A 15,257-nucleotide genomic window follows, 5' to 3' on the forward strand; every position below is an offset into this window, starting at 1 on the left:
GGCTCGGGGTCGTGCGCGACGCCGTCCGGGCCGGCCGCCACGCCGTGGTCCTGGCCGCACGGCGTGGCGAGGGCACCGCGATGGTGTGCGCCGACTGCGGCCACCGGCCGGTGTGCCCGGAGTGCGGGTCGTCCCTGGCCGGCGCCGGGCGGGGGCTGGTGTGCCGGACCTGTGGCTGGGGGACGTCCGGGCGACGGTGCCGGGACTGTGGCGGGACGACCTTCGTGCCACTGGCCGCCGGCACGCGGCGGCTCGCCGACGAGCTGCGCGCGGCCGTGGACGTCCCGGTGGCGGTGCTGGAGGGCTACGACGCGGACGTGCCACCGGCGCCCGCGGTCCTGGTGATGACCCGTGGATCGGTGCTGGACGAGGCCCCGGGCGACGTCGGCGGCATCGTGGTCGGCGACGTGGACACGCTGATGCGCCGACCCAGCGTGGATGCTCCCGAGGACACCCTGCGACTGCTGATGGCGCTGGGGTCGTGGATCGGCGGCACCGACGCGACGATGTCGGTGGTGACACGCGAGCCGGAGGCACCGGCCGTCGTCGCACTGCGCCGCTGGGACGCCGGCGGGTTCTGGCGGAGCGAGGCGTCCGAGCGGGAGCCGTTCCCGCCGGCACGCTCCGCCGTCGCCGTGACCGCCCCCGACCGCGACACCGCCACCGCGCTGGCCGCGGCCCTGGGTGACGGCGTCGCGACCCTCGTCCTCGGTCCCGCCCCGGCGGAGGGCGGTCACCGTCTGCTGGTGCTGACGACCGACCGCCCGGAGGTCGTCGATCGCCTGTCCGCACGTCGCCGTGACCTGTCGGCCGACAACGTGACCCTGGTCGTCGACGTCGACCCGGTCGACCTCGCCTGACGGGGACCAGCACCCCCACGGGTATCCTCCCGCCCGACCCAGACCCTGGATCCCTCCGTGTCCGAGACCACCTCCGGGATTCGCTCGGTGTTGTCGCTGCCCGCCGTCTACGAGCTGGCGCAGCGGGCGATCGGGGCCCGGCGCGGTCGCGATCGGTTCGTGGCCCAGTACGTCCGGCCCGAGTCGGGCATGCGGGTGCTGGACATCGGGTGTGGTCCGGGCACCATCCTGGACCACCTTCCCCCGACGGACTACCTCGGGTTCGACATCAGCGAGGCCTACGTCCAGGCGGCGCGCGAGCGGTTCGGCGCGCGGGCCACCTTCCAGGCCTGCGGCATCGACGACTTCGACCCGGCTGCGCTCGGTGACGAGCCCGTCGACCGGGTGCTGTCCCGGGGCGTCCTCCACCACGTCGACGACCGGACGGCCGACGCCCTGTTCGCCCTCGCCGCGCGGGTCTCGGGACCCGGCACGGTCGTGATCACGATGGACCCGACGCTGCACGCCGGACAGCACCCCGTGGCGGCGTGGCTCGCACACCGGGATCGAGGCGAGGCGGTGCGACGTCCCGAGGAGTACGCGGCGTTCGCGCGGACGCACTTCGCGGAGGTGGACCTGCACCTCCACACCGACCTGCTGCGGGTGCCCTACAGCCACGCCGTCGTCGTCGCCCGGGGCCCGCGGGGGTGAGTGAGCTCGACCGCGATGTCCTGCAGCGGCGCCTCCGCGACGAGTCGCCTGCCTTCGCCCGCGCCGTGCGGACCTACGTCGCCGAGGCGGACTTCTTCCACCCGCTCGTCACGACGTCGCTGTCCGGGCGTGGACCACTGACCGTCCTGGAGGTGGGAGCGGGGGTCGGGCTGCTGGCGATGCGGCTGGCCGCAGACGGTCACCACGTCGTGGCCTTCGAGCCCCAGTCCGCCGGGTTCGACCACAACCGGGCGATCCGGGACCTCCTCCGGGCGTGCTGGGCCGGTCCCGACCCCGTCGTGGAGTGGCACGACACCGTGTTCGCCCCCGACCTGCTGGATCCCGCCCGACCGGTCGATGTCGCCCTGTCGCTCAACGTGCTCGAGCACGTCGCGGATCCGGCCGGGCTGGTCCAGCAGGTCGTGGCGTCGCTCAGGCCCGCGGGGTCCTACCGGGTGATCTGCCCGAACTACGCCGTCCCGTACGAGCCGCACTTCAACATCCCGACCGTCTGGTCCAAGCCGTGGACCGGGCGGCTGTTCTCCCGTCGCATCGACACCGCCGACATGCCCGATCCGCAGGGCCTGTGGGACGAGCTGTCGTGGCCCACCCAGCGTGGCCTGGCCCGGGCCCTGGCCGCGCGGGGGGTGGCGGTCACGTTCGATCGTCGGGCCACCCATGCCTACCTCGACCGCGTCCTCGGCGATCCCGCCTTCGCCGCTCGCAAGGGGCCCGTCCTGGCCGGTGTCGCCCGGCTGGTGGGCGGGTCCGCGGGCACCCTGGTGGATCACCTGCCCGTGTCGCTCCTGCCGGTCATCGACGCCACCGCGAGCGCCCGAGGTGTGCCCGCGGGAGGATGATCGCCGCCGTCGTCGTCCTGCAGCCGATCGTTTACAGTGGGCGGCCACGGAAGGACTGCTGGTGAGCACGCTCGAGATCCGCCTGTTCGGGGACCCCGTCCTGCGCCAGGAGGCGCGCGAGGTCACCGACTTCGACGACCGCCTGGCACGGCTGGCCCGCGACATGCACGAGACGATGGCCGCCGCCGAGGGCGTGGGCCTGGCCGCCAACCAGGTGGGCATCCTCAAGCGCCTGTTCACCTGGGGCGTGGGCGACGAGGACGACGAGCGCGGCAGCGTGGTCAACCCGGTCCTGCGCGACGCCTCGGAGGAGCTCCAGGAGGGGGACGAGGGCTGCCTGTCCTTCCCGGGGTTGTACTACCCGCTGGACCGGCCGTTGCGGGTCGAGGTCGGCCATCGCGACCTGCACGGCGAGGAGCACGTCGTCCAGCTCGAGGGGCTGCTGGCCCGCATCTGGCTCCACGAGATGGACCACCTCAACGGGATCCTGTTCATCGACCACCTGGCCCGCCACGATCGTCGGGCGGCCATGAAGGAGATGCGCCGGATCCGCACGGAGCGTGGCATCGAGGAGCCCGACCCGACCCGGCCCGGTGGCCTCCTGCTCGGCGGCGGTGGCTCGTGACGGGCGGCGTGTCCTGATGCGACTGGTCTTCTTCGGCACCCCTGACGTGGCGGTGCCCTCCCTGGAGGCGCTCCTCGACGCCGACGACGTCGAGGTGGTCGCCGTGGTGACCAACCCCGACCGACCCCGGGGACGGTCCGCGACCCCCCGGCCGTCGGCCGTCAAGCAGGCCGCGCTGGCTGCCGACGTCCCAGTGTGGCAGCCAGAACGCGGTCGTGACGTGCGGGACGACCTGGCCGCGGCCGAACCGGACGTGTGCGCGGTCGTCGCCTACGGCTCCATCCTGCCTGCCGACGTCCTGGCCGTGCCGACCCACGGGTTCGTGAACCTGCACTTCTCCCGTCTTCCCCGGTGGCGTGGCGCCGCGCCGGTCCAGTGGGCCATCCGCGCGGGCGACTCGACCACCGGGATCTCGACCTTCGTCCTGGACGAGGGGATGGACACCGGCCCGTTGCTCGACGTCGTCGAGACCGGGATCGGCGCCGACGAGACGGCCGGCGAGCTGCTGGACCGGCTCGCGGTGACCGGCGCACCGGTCCTCCTGCAGTCCCTGCGCGACCTCGTCGACGGGGCCGTCCCGCAACCCCAGCCCGACGAGCTGGCCACCTACGCACATCGGATCGGTCCCGACGACGTCCGGATCGACTTCACCGACATCGCCACGGCCGTGGCGGCACTGGTCCGGTCCGCGGCCCCCCGTCCGGGGGCACACACGACGTGGCAGGGCGAACGGTTCAAGCTGCTCGGTGCCGTGGTGGCCGACACCGATCCCGGCGAGGCACTGCCGGGGGAGCTGGTCGACGCGGGACCCGACGGGCTGGTCATCGCGTGTGGACTGGGCGCGATCCGGGCCACGCTCGTCCAGCCGGCCGGCAAGGCCGCGATGACGGCCGGGGACTTCGCCAACGGCTACCAGCCGGAGCCGGGCACCCGCTTCGGGTCGCCGGGCCCAGGCGCTGGCGCCGACGACGGGGACCCGTCGTGACGGTCGGCGTGGAACCGCGGGCAGCCGCGCTCGAGGCCGTCGCGGCCGTCGACGGCGGCGCCTGGTCGACGGTGGCCGTCCCCGACGCCATCGCGGACCTGCCCGACGAGCGTGACCGGTCCCTGGCGGCCCACCTCGCGCACGGCACGATCCGTTGGCGCGGGACGCTGGACTGGACCCTCGAACAGGTTCTCAGCCGGCCACTGGCCGACGTCGAGGAACCGCTGGCCCGGATCCTCCGCCTCGGGGCGTTCCAGCTGCGCCATTCCCGCGTGCCGGCCCGCGCCGCCGTCGACACGTCGGTCGCGCTGGCCCGCCGGGCCGTGCCCGCGTCGCGGGCGAAGGGTGCGGGCGGCTTCGTGAACGGGGTCCTGCGTGGCCTGTCGCGACGCGAGGTCGAGATCGACACGCGGATGGCCGAGCTCGACGACGTCGACCGGGTCGCGCTCCAGACCGGCCATCCCCCGTGGATGGTGCACGAACGGCTCGACGCCGGACGCGACCTCGCCGACGTGACCAGCCTGCTCGCCGCCGACGACGAACCCCCGGGCCTGACCCTGCGGGCCGTGGGCGACCGCGACGAGCTGGTCGACGAGCTGGCCGCGGCCGGCGTCGACGCGACGCCGACGGCCCTGGCGGCCCTGGGCGTGCGGGCACCGGGGACGGACCCGCGCCGGCTGGACGCGGTGGCTGCGGGGCGGGCGGTGCCCCAGGACGAGGCGTCCATGCTGGTGGTCGAGGCCACCCGGGTGAGGGTGGGCGACCGGGTCGTGGACCTGTGTGCCGCGCCCGGGGGCAAGGCGACCGACCTCGCCCACCGGGTCGGACCCGATGGCCGGGTCACCGCGGTCGAGCTGTACGACCACCGCGCCGACCTCGTCCGCGAGGCTGCCGCCCGGGTCGACGTGGACCTCGACGTCGTGGTCGGGGACGCCCGCACCGCCGACCTCCCGACCGATGTCGACGTCGTGCTGGTGGACGCCCCGTGCACCGGGCTGGGGGTTGGTCGACGTCGACCCGAGGTCCGCTGGCGACGCACACCGGCCGACGCCGACGAGCTCGCCACCCTCCAGCAGGAGTTGGTCCTGCGTGGCCTCGAGTTGGTCCGCGACGGCGGCCACCTGACCTACGCCGCGTGCACCTGGACGATGGCGGAGACGACCGCGGTCGCCGATGCCGTCGAGGCGGCGTCGCCCCGGCCACTGCACCGCCTCGAGACCCGCCAGCTCCGCCCGGACCTCCACGACACCGACGGCATGTTCCACGTCACCTGGCAGGTGCGCCCGTCGTGATCCTGCGGTGTGATGCCTGGTCCCGGTGACCCGGAGTGAGCCATCACAGCCGGTGGATCGGGGGTGGCGAGGGCTCGCGGCGTGATGCCTGGTTCCGGTGACCCGGAAGGGTCCATCACGCCTGGGGGAGAGGGGAGGTCGGGGAGGGGCGGCAGGTGGCAACGGCGGGGGGAGTAGCCTGCACGAGCCAACCCTCGTCGCGTCCCGGGAGTCCGACGTGTCCGTGCTGCACGACATCGTGATCTCGCCGTCGATCCTCGCGGCGGACTTCGCGCGCCTCGGGGCCGAGGTCGCCGACGTCGCGCCCGCGGTCGAGTGGGTGCACGTCGACGTGATGGACGGCCACTACGTGCCCAACATCACCCTGGGCAACCCCGTGGTGGCGAGCCTGCGCGCCGCCACCGACCTGGTGCTGGACCTGCACCTGATGATCACCGACCCGGCGACCTACGCACCGCAGCTGGTCGAGCGTGGTGCCGACTCGATCACGTTCCATCCCGAGGTCACCGACGACCCGCGGGCCCTGGTCGACCGCCTGCACGAGATGGGTGCGCGGGTCGGCGTGGCGATCAAGCCCGACCACCCGTTGTCGTCCGTCGTCGAGCTGGTGCCCCACGTCGACCTCGTGCTGGTCATGACGGTCGAACCCGGCTTCGGCGGGCAGTCCTTCCGGGCCGACGTGCTGCCCAAGCTGGTCGAGGCCGCGGAGTTCCGCGACGAGCACGACCTGTCGTTCCGGCTGGAGGTCGACGGTGGCATCGACCCGGAGACGGCCGTCGCGGTCGCCCGGGCCGGGGCCGACACGCTCGTCGCCGGCTCCGCGGTGTTCGGCCACGACGACCGGACGGCCGCCGTGGGGGCGATCCGTGCCGCGGCCCAGCGTGGCCGAGGTGTCGAGGGCGGGGGATGACCCGGCTGCTGCGCCGGTTCCTGGATCCCGCCCGGCGCCCGATCGGCGGGATCGTCGTCCTCCAGCTCGCGTCGACGATGGCGACGCTGTACCTGCCCACCCTCAACGCGCGGATCATCGACGACGGGATCGCCACCGGCGACACGGGCTACATCGTGCGGACCGGTGGGTGGATGCTGGTGGTCAGCCTGGTCCAGGTCGTGGCGATGGTGCTGTCCGTCCGGCTGGCCGCGGCGGTGGCGATGGGGATGGGCCGCGACGTCCGTGGCGGGTTGTTCCACCGGGTCGCCGAGCTGTCGTCGCGCGAGGTGACCATGTTCGGGGCGCCGACGCTGATCTCGCGCTCGACCAACGACGTCACCCAGGTCCAGACCGTGGTGTTCATGGCCCTGGCGCTGATGGTGACGGCCCCCATCACCATGGTGGGCGGGATCGTCATGGCCCTGCGCGAGGACGTCGGCCTGTCGTGGCTGGTGGTCGTCGCGGTCCCGTTGCTGGGACTGCCGCTGGGGCTGCTGATCCGCCGGATGATCCCGCAGTTCCGGCGGATGCAGACCTCCCTCGACGCCGTCAACCGGGTCCTGCGTGAACAGATCACCGGCATCCGCGTGGTCCGCGCGTTCGTCCGCGAGGACCACGAGGCGGCCCGGTTCGGGGTGGCCAACGGTGAGCTCACCGACGCCGGCCTCGCCGTCGGACGGCTGATGGCCTTCATGTTCCCGATCGTCATGCTGGTCCTGAACGTGTCGAGCGTGGCCGTGCTGTGGTTCGGGGGCCGCGAGGTCGCGGCAGGGGGGATCGAGGTCGGTGGCCTCACCGCGTTCATGGCCTACCTCATGCAGATCCTGGTCGCGGTGATGATGGCGACCTTCATGGCCACGATGGTCCCCCGCGCCGCGGTGTCGGCCGACCGGATCATGGAGGTGCTCGACACCGAGACGTCCGTGCACCTGCCGACCTCCCCGGTCACCGCCCTGCAGTCGCCGGCCGCGGTGTCGTTCGACCACGTCGGCTTCACCTACCCCGGTGCGAGCCAGCCGGTCCTCGCCGACATCACCTTCACGGCCAGGCCCGGGGCGACGACGGCGATCATCGGCTCGACCGGGTCCGGCAAGTCCACGCTGGTCAGCCTGGTGCCGCGCCTGTTCGACGCGACGTCGGGCCGGGTGACCGTCGGCGGAGTGGACGTGCGCGAGGCCGACCCGGACACGCTGTGGTCCCGGATCGGGCTGGTGCCGCAGCGCCCGTACCTGTTCACCGGGACGGTGGCGTCCAACCTGCGCTACGGCGACCCCGATGCCCCCGACGAGGTGCTGTGGTCGGCCCTGGAGATCGCCCAGGCGGCGGACTTCGTCCGGGCCATGCCCGAGGGTCTTGACACGGCCGTCTCCCAGGGGGGCACGAACGTCTCCGGGGGCCAGCGCCAACGGTTGGCGATCGCGCGGGCGCTGGTCCGGGACCCCGAGGTGTTGCTGTTCGACGACTCGTTCTCGGCGCTGGACGTCAGCACGGACGCGCGCCTGCGCAGGGCCCTGGCCGACCACGCCGGCGGCGTGGCCGTGCTGGTGGTCGCCCAGCGCGTGTCGACCATCGTGGACGCGGACCACATCGTCGTGCTCGAGGGGGGCCGGATCGTCGGCCAGGGCCATCACGACGCCCTCGTGGAGACCTGCCCGACCTACCAGGAGATCGTGGCCTCCCAGGAAGCGGTCGACGCCGGGGTGGGGGGCTGACCCGATGGCAGAGGGCGTGCGCAGCGAGGAGGAGAAGGCGGCCGAGGCGCGTCGCGGACCGGGCAGCGGTCCACCGCCGCGTGGCCCGATGGCGATGGGCCGACCCAGCGAGAAGTCCATGGACTTCGTCCCGTCGGCCCGTCGCCTGCTCGCCCGGCTGCGTCCCCACCGGGTGCGGGTGACCGTCGTGGTGGTCCTGGGCGTGGTGAGCGTGGCGCTGGCGGCGGTCGGGCCGAGGGTGCTGGGAGGTGCCACCAACCTGGTCTTCGCCGGGTTCATCGGGTCCCGGATGCCCGCCGGTGGCACGCGCGAGCAGGCCATCGACGCCGCCCGTGCGGCCGGTGACGACCAGATGGCCGACCTGCTGACCGGGGTGGACTTCACGCCGGGCCAGGGGATCGACTTCGATGCGCTCGGACGGGTGCTCCTGCTGGTCCTGGCGATCTACCTCGCGTCGTCGGCCTTCCAGGCCTTGCAGGGCTGGATCCTGCAGGGCGTGATCCAGGACACGATGTACCGGCTCCGCCAGGAGGTCGAGGAGAAGCTGCACCGCCTGCCCCTGGCCCACGTGGACTCCCAGCCACGCGGCGAACTGCTCAGCCGGGTGACCAACGACCTCGACAACGTGGGCCAGTCCCTCCAGCAGACCTTCTCGGGCCTGCTGACGTCGCTGATGACCGTGGTCGCCGTGCTGGGGATGATGTTCTGGATCTCGTGGGTGCTGGCGCTGGTGGCGCTGGTCGCGGTGCCGCTGTCCCTGGTCGTGACGCGCCTGATCGCCCGTCGCAGCCAGGCCCTGTTCGTCCAGCAGTGGCGCAGCACGGGTGAGCTCAACGCGATCGTCGAGGAGGCGTTCACCGCGCACGGCCTGGTCAAGGTCTTCGGGCGCCAGCGCGAGGTGCAGGAGACCTTCGACGCCAAGAACGCCGAGCTGTACCGCGCGTCCTACGGTGCCCAGTTCGTGTCCGGGATCATCCGTCCGGCGATGATGTTCATCGGCAACGTGAACTACGTCATCATCGCGGTCGTCGGGGGCCTGCGGGTGGCCTCCGGCCAGATCTCGCTGGGCGAGATCCAGGCGTTCATCCAGTACTCCCAGCAGTTCACCCAGCCACTGACCCAGGTGGCCTCGATGGCCAACGTGCTCCAGTCCGGGGTCGCCTCGGCCGAGCGGGTCTTCGAGGTGCTCGACGGCCCCGAGCAGCGTGCCGAGACGACCACCCCGGTGGTCATCGACGACCCGTCCGGCGAGGTGGTCTTCGACGACGTGTCCTTCGCCTACCACCCGGACGAGCCCCTGCTCGAGCACGTCGACCTGGTGGTGCAACCCGGCCAGATGGTCGCGATCGTGGGCCAGACCGGGGCCGGCAAGACCACCCTGGTCAACCTCGTCATGCGCTTCTACGAGCTGGACGACGGACGGATCACGCTCGACGGGGTCGACATCACCGACATGACCCGCCACGGGCTGCGGGGTCGGATCGGGATGGTCCTGCAGGACGCGTGGCTGTTCGAGGGCACGATCCGGGACAACATCGCCTACGGGCGCCCCGACGCCAGCGCCGCCGACGTGCAGGCGGCCGCGGAGGCCGCCCGGGTCGACCACTTCGTGCACAACCTGCCCGACGGCTACGACACGGTCCTGGCCGACGAGGCCAGCAACATCAGCACGGGGGAGCGCCAGCTGATCACGATCGCGCGGGCCTTCCTGTCCCAGCCGTCCCTGCTGATCCTCGACGAGGCCACGTCGTCGGTCGACACCCGCACCGAGCTGCTGGTGCAACAGGCGATGGCGACCCTGCGCTCGGACCGCACCAGCTTCGTGATCGCCCACCGGTTGTCGACGATCCGCGACGCCGACCTGATCCTGGTCATGGAGTCCGGCCGGATCGTCGAGCAGGGGACGCACGACGAACTGCTGGCGGCGGACGGGACCTACGCCGCGCTGCACGCGGCCCAGTTCGCCGGGGCGGCCACCGACCTGGACGCCGACCCCGACACGGCCCTGGCCACGACCCCCGGCCCACGCGGCACACCTCGTCGGCCACCACCGGCCTGAACGAGGCGAGTGGCTCCCGTCCGCCCGTGGGGCAGGCGCAGATATCATCCGTGGTGACGTCTTCGGGGCAGGTGGAAGTCCTGGCCGGCGGTGAGAGCCCGCGAGCCGTGGTCGTCGAGGTGGCGTCGAACGCACCGCGACGGTCCGTGGCAGACCCGGTGGAATCCCGGGGCCGACGGTGAGAGTCCGGATGGGAGGAGACGTCGCGGTGCGGCCTGTCCGGATCCGGGTGGGCGTGACCGTGACCGTGGCGACCGGTCCGTCCGGTGTCACGTCCTGCCTCCCGTGCCCGCAGGCGCCGACGGCGTGCGAACCCGCACGGCCAGGGCGACCACCGGACGATGACGTGACCGGCCCACCACCCACCACCGACGACGTGCGCTGGATGCGTCGTGCGCTCGCGGTCGGCGAGGTCGCCCGGGGCCGCACGCGACCGAATCCGTTCGTGGGGGCCGTGGTGGTGGCCGATGACCACGAGGTGGCGGTCGGTGCCACGGGACCGGCCGGGACGGCCCACGCCGAGGTGCGGGCGCTGGAGCAGGCCGGTGAGCGGGCCCACGGGGCGACCCTGGTCGTGACCCTGGAGCCCTGTGCCCACGTCGGACGCACCGCGGCGTGCACCGCGGCGATCGCGGCCGCCGGCATCGCCCGCGTCGTCGTCGGCCTGGCCGATCCGAACCCGCTGGCCGCGGGTGGAGCCGAACGACTCCGCGCGGCCGGGATCGACGTCACCGTCGGCGTGCTGGACGCCGAGGTCGCCGCGCAGCAGGCCGTGTTCCTCACCACCGTGGAGCACGCCCGGCCGCACGTGACCCTGAAGCTCGCCCAGCTCCCCGACGGTGCCACGCGTCCCGACCAGGTCGGCCGGCGCTGGCTGACGGGACCGGTGGCGCGGCAACGGGTCCACCGGCTGCGGGCCGAGGTGGACGCCGTCCTGGTCGGCTCGGGCACCGCGTTGGCCGACGATCCCGCCCTGACCGTGCGCGACGCGGCACCCGGGCCACGCCCGCCCCGCGCCGTGGTCGTCGACCGACGGGGACGGTCGACACCGGACCTGGAGGTCGTGCGACCCGGGACGATCGTGCTGACGGCGTCGACCGCCGACCCGGACTGGCGCGCGGTCATGGCGTCCGCCGGCGTCGAGGTGGTCGTGGCCGACGACCTGGGCGACGGGCTCCGTCGGCTCCGGGACCTCGACGTCGCGGCCGTGCTGGCCGAGCCGGGGACGACCCTCGGTCGCGCCCTGGTCGCCGCCGACCTCGTCGACACCCTCGTGCTGCACGTCGCGGGCACGCGGGTGGACGACGACCGACCGTGGACGCCGGCGGTCTCCCCGCCCCCGGAGTTCCTGCTGGAGACCAGGCGGCGCCTGGGCGACGACGTCGAGTGGACGTGGCGGCGGCCGCTCGGCGACCATTTCGGGTCCGCCGTGCACGAGCTGTCGAGAGGACGTCGCTGATGTTCACCGGGATCGTCGAGGAGGTCGGGACCGTCACGGCCATCGAGGTGGCCGACGGTCACGCCGAGCTGGTCGTTGCGGCCACGACCGTGACCTCGGACGCACGCGAGGGTGACTCCATCGCCGTCGACGGCTGCTGCCTGACCGTCGCCCGGCTGCGCGACGACGGGTTCGTCGCCGACCTCATGGCCGAGACCCTGCGCGCCACCGCCCTGGGCGACCTGGCGGTGGGCGACGGCGTCAACCTCGAGCGGGCCATGGCCGCCGACGGACGCTTCGGTGGTCACGTGGTGCAGGGCCACGTCGATGCCGTCGGCACCGTCACCGGCCGGCAGGACGACCCGGGGACCACGTGGCTGTCGGTCCGTGCGCCGGCCGAGGTCGCGCCGTACCTGGTCGCCAAGGGCTCGATCACGCTGGCCGGCGCGAGCCTGACCGTCGTCGACGTCACCGACCACGACGACCGGACCGCGACGTTGCGGGTCGGACTGATCCCGCACACGCTGGCGCACACCACGTTCGGCCGCCTGGCCGTCGGTGACCGGGTCAACCTGGAGGCGGACGTGCTGGCGAAGTACGTCGAGCGCATCACCTCCGTGCACGTCGGCGGGGACCCGGTCCCCGGCGGGTCGTCCGACGCCGCGGCACCGTCTCGCCCCGACACAGGGAGTCACCGATGAACCTGGCAACGATCGACGAGGCCGTCGCGGCGATCCGTGACGGCGGCATGGTCATCGTGGTCGACGACGAGGACCGCGAGAACGAGGGCGACTTCATCATGGCGGCCGACGCCGCCACCCCCGAGGCGCTGGCGTTCATCATCCGGCACTCGTCGGGCGTGGTGTGCGCGCCGCTCCTGCCCGCCGACCTCGACCGCCTCGACCTGCCGATGATGGTCACGGTCAACGAGGACCCGAAGCAGACGGCCTACACCATCAGCGTCGACGCGGCGGTGGGGACGACGACCGGCATCAGTGCCGCCGACCGTGCCCGGACGATCTCCCTGCTGGCCGACCCCGCCGCCACCGCCGACCAGTTCCACCGGCCCGGCCACGTCTTCCCGCTGCGCTACACCGAGGGAGGCGTGCTGCGACGGCCCGGCCACACCGAGGCGGCGGTCGACCTCGCCCGGCTGGCCGGCCGCCATCCGTCGGGGCTGCTCGTCGAGGTGGTCAACGACGACGGGTCGATGGCGCGGCTGCCCGACCTGCTGGAGTTCGGGGCGGTCCACGGCCTGCCGGTGATCAGCATCGCCGACCTGGTCGCGCACCGGCGTCGGGCCGAGTCCCTGGTGGAGCGCGTGGTCGAGGTGCCCCTGCCCACGGCCTACGGCGAGTGGCGGATGGTCGGCTACCGCAACGTCCTGGACGGCACCGAGCACGTGGCCGCCATCCACGGCGAGCCCGACGTGGACGCACCGGTGCTGGTGCGGATGCACTCCGAGTGCCTGACCGGGGACGTGTTCCGGTCGCGGCGATGTGACTGCGGCGCCCAGCTGGACGTGGCCATGGAGCAGATCCAGCGCACCGGCAGTGGTGTCGTGGTGTACCTGCGGGGCCACGAGGGACGCGGGATCGGCCTGCTCAACAAGCTGCATGCCTACCGGCTGCAGGACGAGGGTGCGGACACGGTCGAGGCGAACCTGGCCCTGGGCCTGCCCGCCGACGCCCGCGACTACGGGGTGGGCGCGTCGATCCTGGCCGACCTCGGGCTGTCCCGGCTGCGGCTGCTGACCAACAACCCGGCCAAGCGTGCCGGGCTGGAGGGCTTCGGCCTGGAGATCGTCGAGCGTGTCTCGCTGGAGATCGAGCCCAGTGCCCGCAACGCCGAGTACCTGGCGACCAAGCGTGAGCGCATGGGCCACGAGCTCACCGGCCACGGCGTCGTCTCCGGCGGCATGGGCGATCGCGCCCGGGGCGACGACGAGGTCCACGGTCTCGCCATGGCCCCACGGGTCCACTACCTGCGTGACGACCTGCGCGACGGGCTGCCCGACGAGGTGCGTGCCCGGGTCGCACCGACCGACGACGCCCGGCGGGACGACGGTGACCCACCGCCCCCCGGTCCGGGTGTCCACGACCTGTCGAAGGAGTCGGCATGAGCACCCGCGCACCCGACGTGCTGGGCGACCTGGACGCGACCGGCCTGTCCATCCCGATCGTCGCGTCCCGGTTCAACGCCGAGGTGGTTGACGTGCTGGTCGACGGCGCACTCGAGCGCCTGGTCGAGCTGGGTGCCGATCCGGACGCGTGTCCAGTCGTGCGTGTCCCCGGTGCCTTCGAGCTGCCGGTCGTCGTTGCTCGCCTCGCCGCTCGTCCCGACGTCGATGGCGTGGTCGCGCTCGGTGCGGTCGTGCGCGGGGGCACGCCACACTTCGACTACGTCTGCCAGGCGGCGACGACGGGCCTGGAGGCCGTGGCCCGTGACCACGACACGCCGATCGGCTTCGGACTGTTGACCACCGACACGTGGGAGCAGGCGACCGACCGGGCCGGTGGCGCCCACGGCAACAAGGGCCGCGAGGCCGCCGAGGCGGTCGTCGAGACCGTCCGCGTGCTGCACGCCGCATGAGCCCGGACCGCCGCCCACGGCGTGGAGTCCGGGTCCCGCTGCGGGCGCGAGTGGCCTTCCTCGTGGTGGCTGCGTCGCTGATCGCACCGCTGCTGGCCGGATGTGGCGGTGGCGAGGGCGCCGCCGCGGAACCGGACGGATGGCACCGCGCGGAGCTGGACGCCCCCGCGTCCTCGATCGGGTGGGTCGGGCCCGACGGTGTCGTGGTCCAGACCGCTGCGGACGGCCAGGTCGGCGCCGTCCGGCTGGGCTGGACCGGGGTGGCCGAGCCGGTCGCCATGCCTGCCGGTGACGAGCCCGTGCTGGGCTTCCTGCCGGGCGAGGTCGGGCCCCAGGTCGCGACCGTCGCCCCGGACGGGACCGTGCTGCTCCACGAGGTCGTCGACCCGGAACGGGACGAGTTCATCGTGTTCGAGCTCCCACCGCCGGTCCCCGGACTGGAGCCGGTGGCGCTGTGGTGGGGTCACGAGGACGAGGGCCCGATCCCGGTGATCGGCTACCGCGCCCCCGACGGCGACGTGGGGATCCACCCGATGGAGTGGGGCTCGGGGGAGCTCGATCCCCAGCCGTCCCTGTACGTCGCGCCGGACCGGCTCGACACGGTCCGGATCAGCGCACGGGAGGGCATGCTCCTGGCGGTCGGACGGCTCGGACCGGATCCCGGCCGGCTCCCACGCCGGGACCGGGCCTGGACCATGCCCACCATCGCCGAACCCGGCACCGGTGGAAACCCAGCCGAGCCTCGTGCGTGGACGCAGGTCGACCTCGACGGCCGGTTCGACGTCGTGACCGACGTCGACGGGTGGGAGCTGGACCTGTTCGTCGCCGGCGTCCACGAGGACGCACCGGCGGCATGGGTGCTCGACGGGGAGGCGCTCGACCTGCCCGACGTCGCGCTGGCCGGGGAGGACGCCGCGGTCCTGGTGGCCGACCCCGGCATCGACCGGGACCCCGCACTCGGCATCGAGACGGCCGACGGGCCGGCCCTGTTCGTGCCCGGCGACGGCGAGTGGGCGCGGACGCCGATGCCTCCGGGGCGTCTGGACGACGTCGTGCACATGCGCGACGTGCGACGGTGGGAGGAGCAGGAGGGCGGGTCACCGGGGCCTGCGGACGGCAGGATCGTGGCGATCATGGACGGCGCACTGTGGTGGCGCGTGGCCTGACGGGCCGGACCCGCGCCGACGCCCGTCGTCGAGACCGTCCGCGTCCT

The 15,257-nt window shown here is 73.4% G+C and carries 14 protein-coding genes and 1 riboswitch; all 14 genes read left to right on the forward strand.

Annotation, left to right across the window (positions count from 1 at the left end; genetic code table 11):
• On the forward strand, positions 1-860 hold an 860-nt coding region (locus KR546_RS14910; protein WP_274388162.1), incomplete at its 5' end, for a primosomal protein N'.
• A 57-nt stretch (positions 861-917) separates the two neighbouring features.
• Positions 918-1,550 (forward strand): class I SAM-dependent methyltransferase, encoded by a 633-nt coding sequence (locus KR546_RS14915; protein WP_238445518.1) that lies wholly within the window; start codon positions 918-920, stop codon positions 1,548-1,550.
• Positions 1,547-2,410: a class I SAM-dependent methyltransferase gene (locus tag KR546_RS14920; RefSeq protein WP_238445519.1), complete on the forward strand. Its 864-nt coding sequence runs from the start codon at positions 1,547-1,549 to the stop codon at positions 2,408-2,410. Before KR546_RS14915 ends, KR546_RS14920 begins: the two co-directional genes overlap by 4 nt.
• 61 nt (positions 2,411-2,471) lie before the next feature.
• Positions 2,472-3,035: a peptide deformylase gene (def, locus tag KR546_RS14925; protein ID WP_238445520.1), complete on the forward strand. Its 564-nt coding sequence runs from the start codon at positions 2,472-2,474 to the stop codon at positions 3,033-3,035.
• Positions 3,036-3,051: 16 nt separating this feature from the next.
• Positions 3,052-4,020 carry a methionyl-tRNA formyltransferase gene (gene fmt, locus KR546_RS14930; RefSeq protein ID WP_238445521.1) on the forward strand — a complete coding sequence of 323 codons (969 nt, stop codon included), beginning with the start codon at positions 3,052-3,054 and terminating at the stop codon, positions 4,018-4,020.
• Positions 4,017-5,312: a transcription antitermination factor NusB gene (locus KR546_RS19370; protein WP_338019163.1), complete on the forward strand. Its 1,296-nt coding sequence runs from the start codon at positions 4,017-4,019 to the stop codon at positions 5,310-5,312. The genes fmt and KR546_RS19370 overlap by 4 nt, the downstream gene beginning before the upstream one ends.
• A gap of 223 nt (positions 5,313-5,535) precedes the next feature.
• The gene (gene rpe, locus KR546_RS14945) at positions 5,536-6,222 is read left to right on the forward strand and encodes a ribulose-phosphate 3-epimerase (protein ID WP_420804257.1); all 687 of its coding nucleotides are present in this window, start codon (positions 5,536-5,538) and stop codon (positions 6,220-6,222) included.
• Entirely contained in the window at positions 6,219-7,955 is a 1,737-nt protein-coding gene (locus KR546_RS14950; protein WP_238445522.1) for an ABC transporter ATP-binding protein, read from the forward strand. The genes rpe and KR546_RS14950 overlap by 4 nt, the downstream gene beginning before the upstream one ends.
• Positions 7,956-7,959: 4 nt before the next feature.
• The gene (locus KR546_RS14955) at positions 7,960-10,014 is read left to right on the forward strand and encodes an ABC transporter ATP-binding protein (protein ID WP_274388163.1); all 2,055 of its coding nucleotides are present in this window, start codon (positions 7,960-7,962) and stop codon (positions 10,012-10,014) included.
• Positions 10,015-10,068: 54 nt separating this feature from the next.
• A riboswitch (FMN riboswitch) is annotated at positions 10,069-10,220 on the forward strand.
• Between the two features lie 140 nt (positions 10,221-10,360).
• Positions 10,361-11,473, forward strand: a complete 1,113-nt coding sequence (gene ribD, locus KR546_RS14960) for a bifunctional diaminohydroxyphosphoribosylaminopyrimidine deaminase/5-amino-6-(5-phosphoribosylamino)uracil reductase RibD (RefSeq protein ID WP_238445523.1) — start codon at positions 10,361-10,363, stop codon at positions 11,471-11,473.
• Positions 11,473-12,153, forward strand: coding sequence for a riboflavin synthase (locus KR546_RS14965; RefSeq protein ID WP_238445524.1), 681 nt, complete (start codon positions 11,473-11,475; stop codon positions 12,151-12,153). The genes ribD and KR546_RS14965 overlap by 1 nt, the downstream gene beginning before the upstream one ends.
• Positions 12,150-13,574 (forward strand): bifunctional 3,4-dihydroxy-2-butanone-4-phosphate synthase/GTP cyclohydrolase II, encoded by a 1,425-nt coding sequence (locus KR546_RS14970; RefSeq protein WP_238445525.1) that lies wholly within the window; start codon positions 12,150-12,152, stop codon positions 13,572-13,574. The genes KR546_RS14965 and KR546_RS14970 overlap by 4 nt, the downstream gene beginning before the upstream one ends.
• On the forward strand, positions 13,571-14,044 hold the full coding sequence (ribH, locus tag KR546_RS14975) for a 6,7-dimethyl-8-ribityllumazine synthase (protein ID WP_238445526.1): 474 nt from the start codon (positions 13,571-13,573) through the stop codon (positions 14,042-14,044). The genes KR546_RS14970 and ribH overlap by 4 nt, the downstream gene beginning before the upstream one ends.
• Positions 14,041-15,210 carry a hypothetical protein gene (locus tag KR546_RS14980; protein ID WP_238445527.1) on the forward strand — a complete coding sequence of 390 codons (1,170 nt, stop codon included), beginning with the start codon at positions 14,041-14,043 and terminating at the stop codon, positions 15,208-15,210. Before ribH ends, KR546_RS14980 begins: the two co-directional genes overlap by 4 nt.
• Positions 15,211-15,257 lie beyond the last annotated feature (47 nt).

Source organism: Salsipaludibacter albus, assembly GCF_019798055.1.
GTDB lineage: Bacteria > Actinomycetota > Nitriliruptoria > Nitriliruptorales > Nitriliruptoraceae > Salsipaludibacter > Salsipaludibacter albus.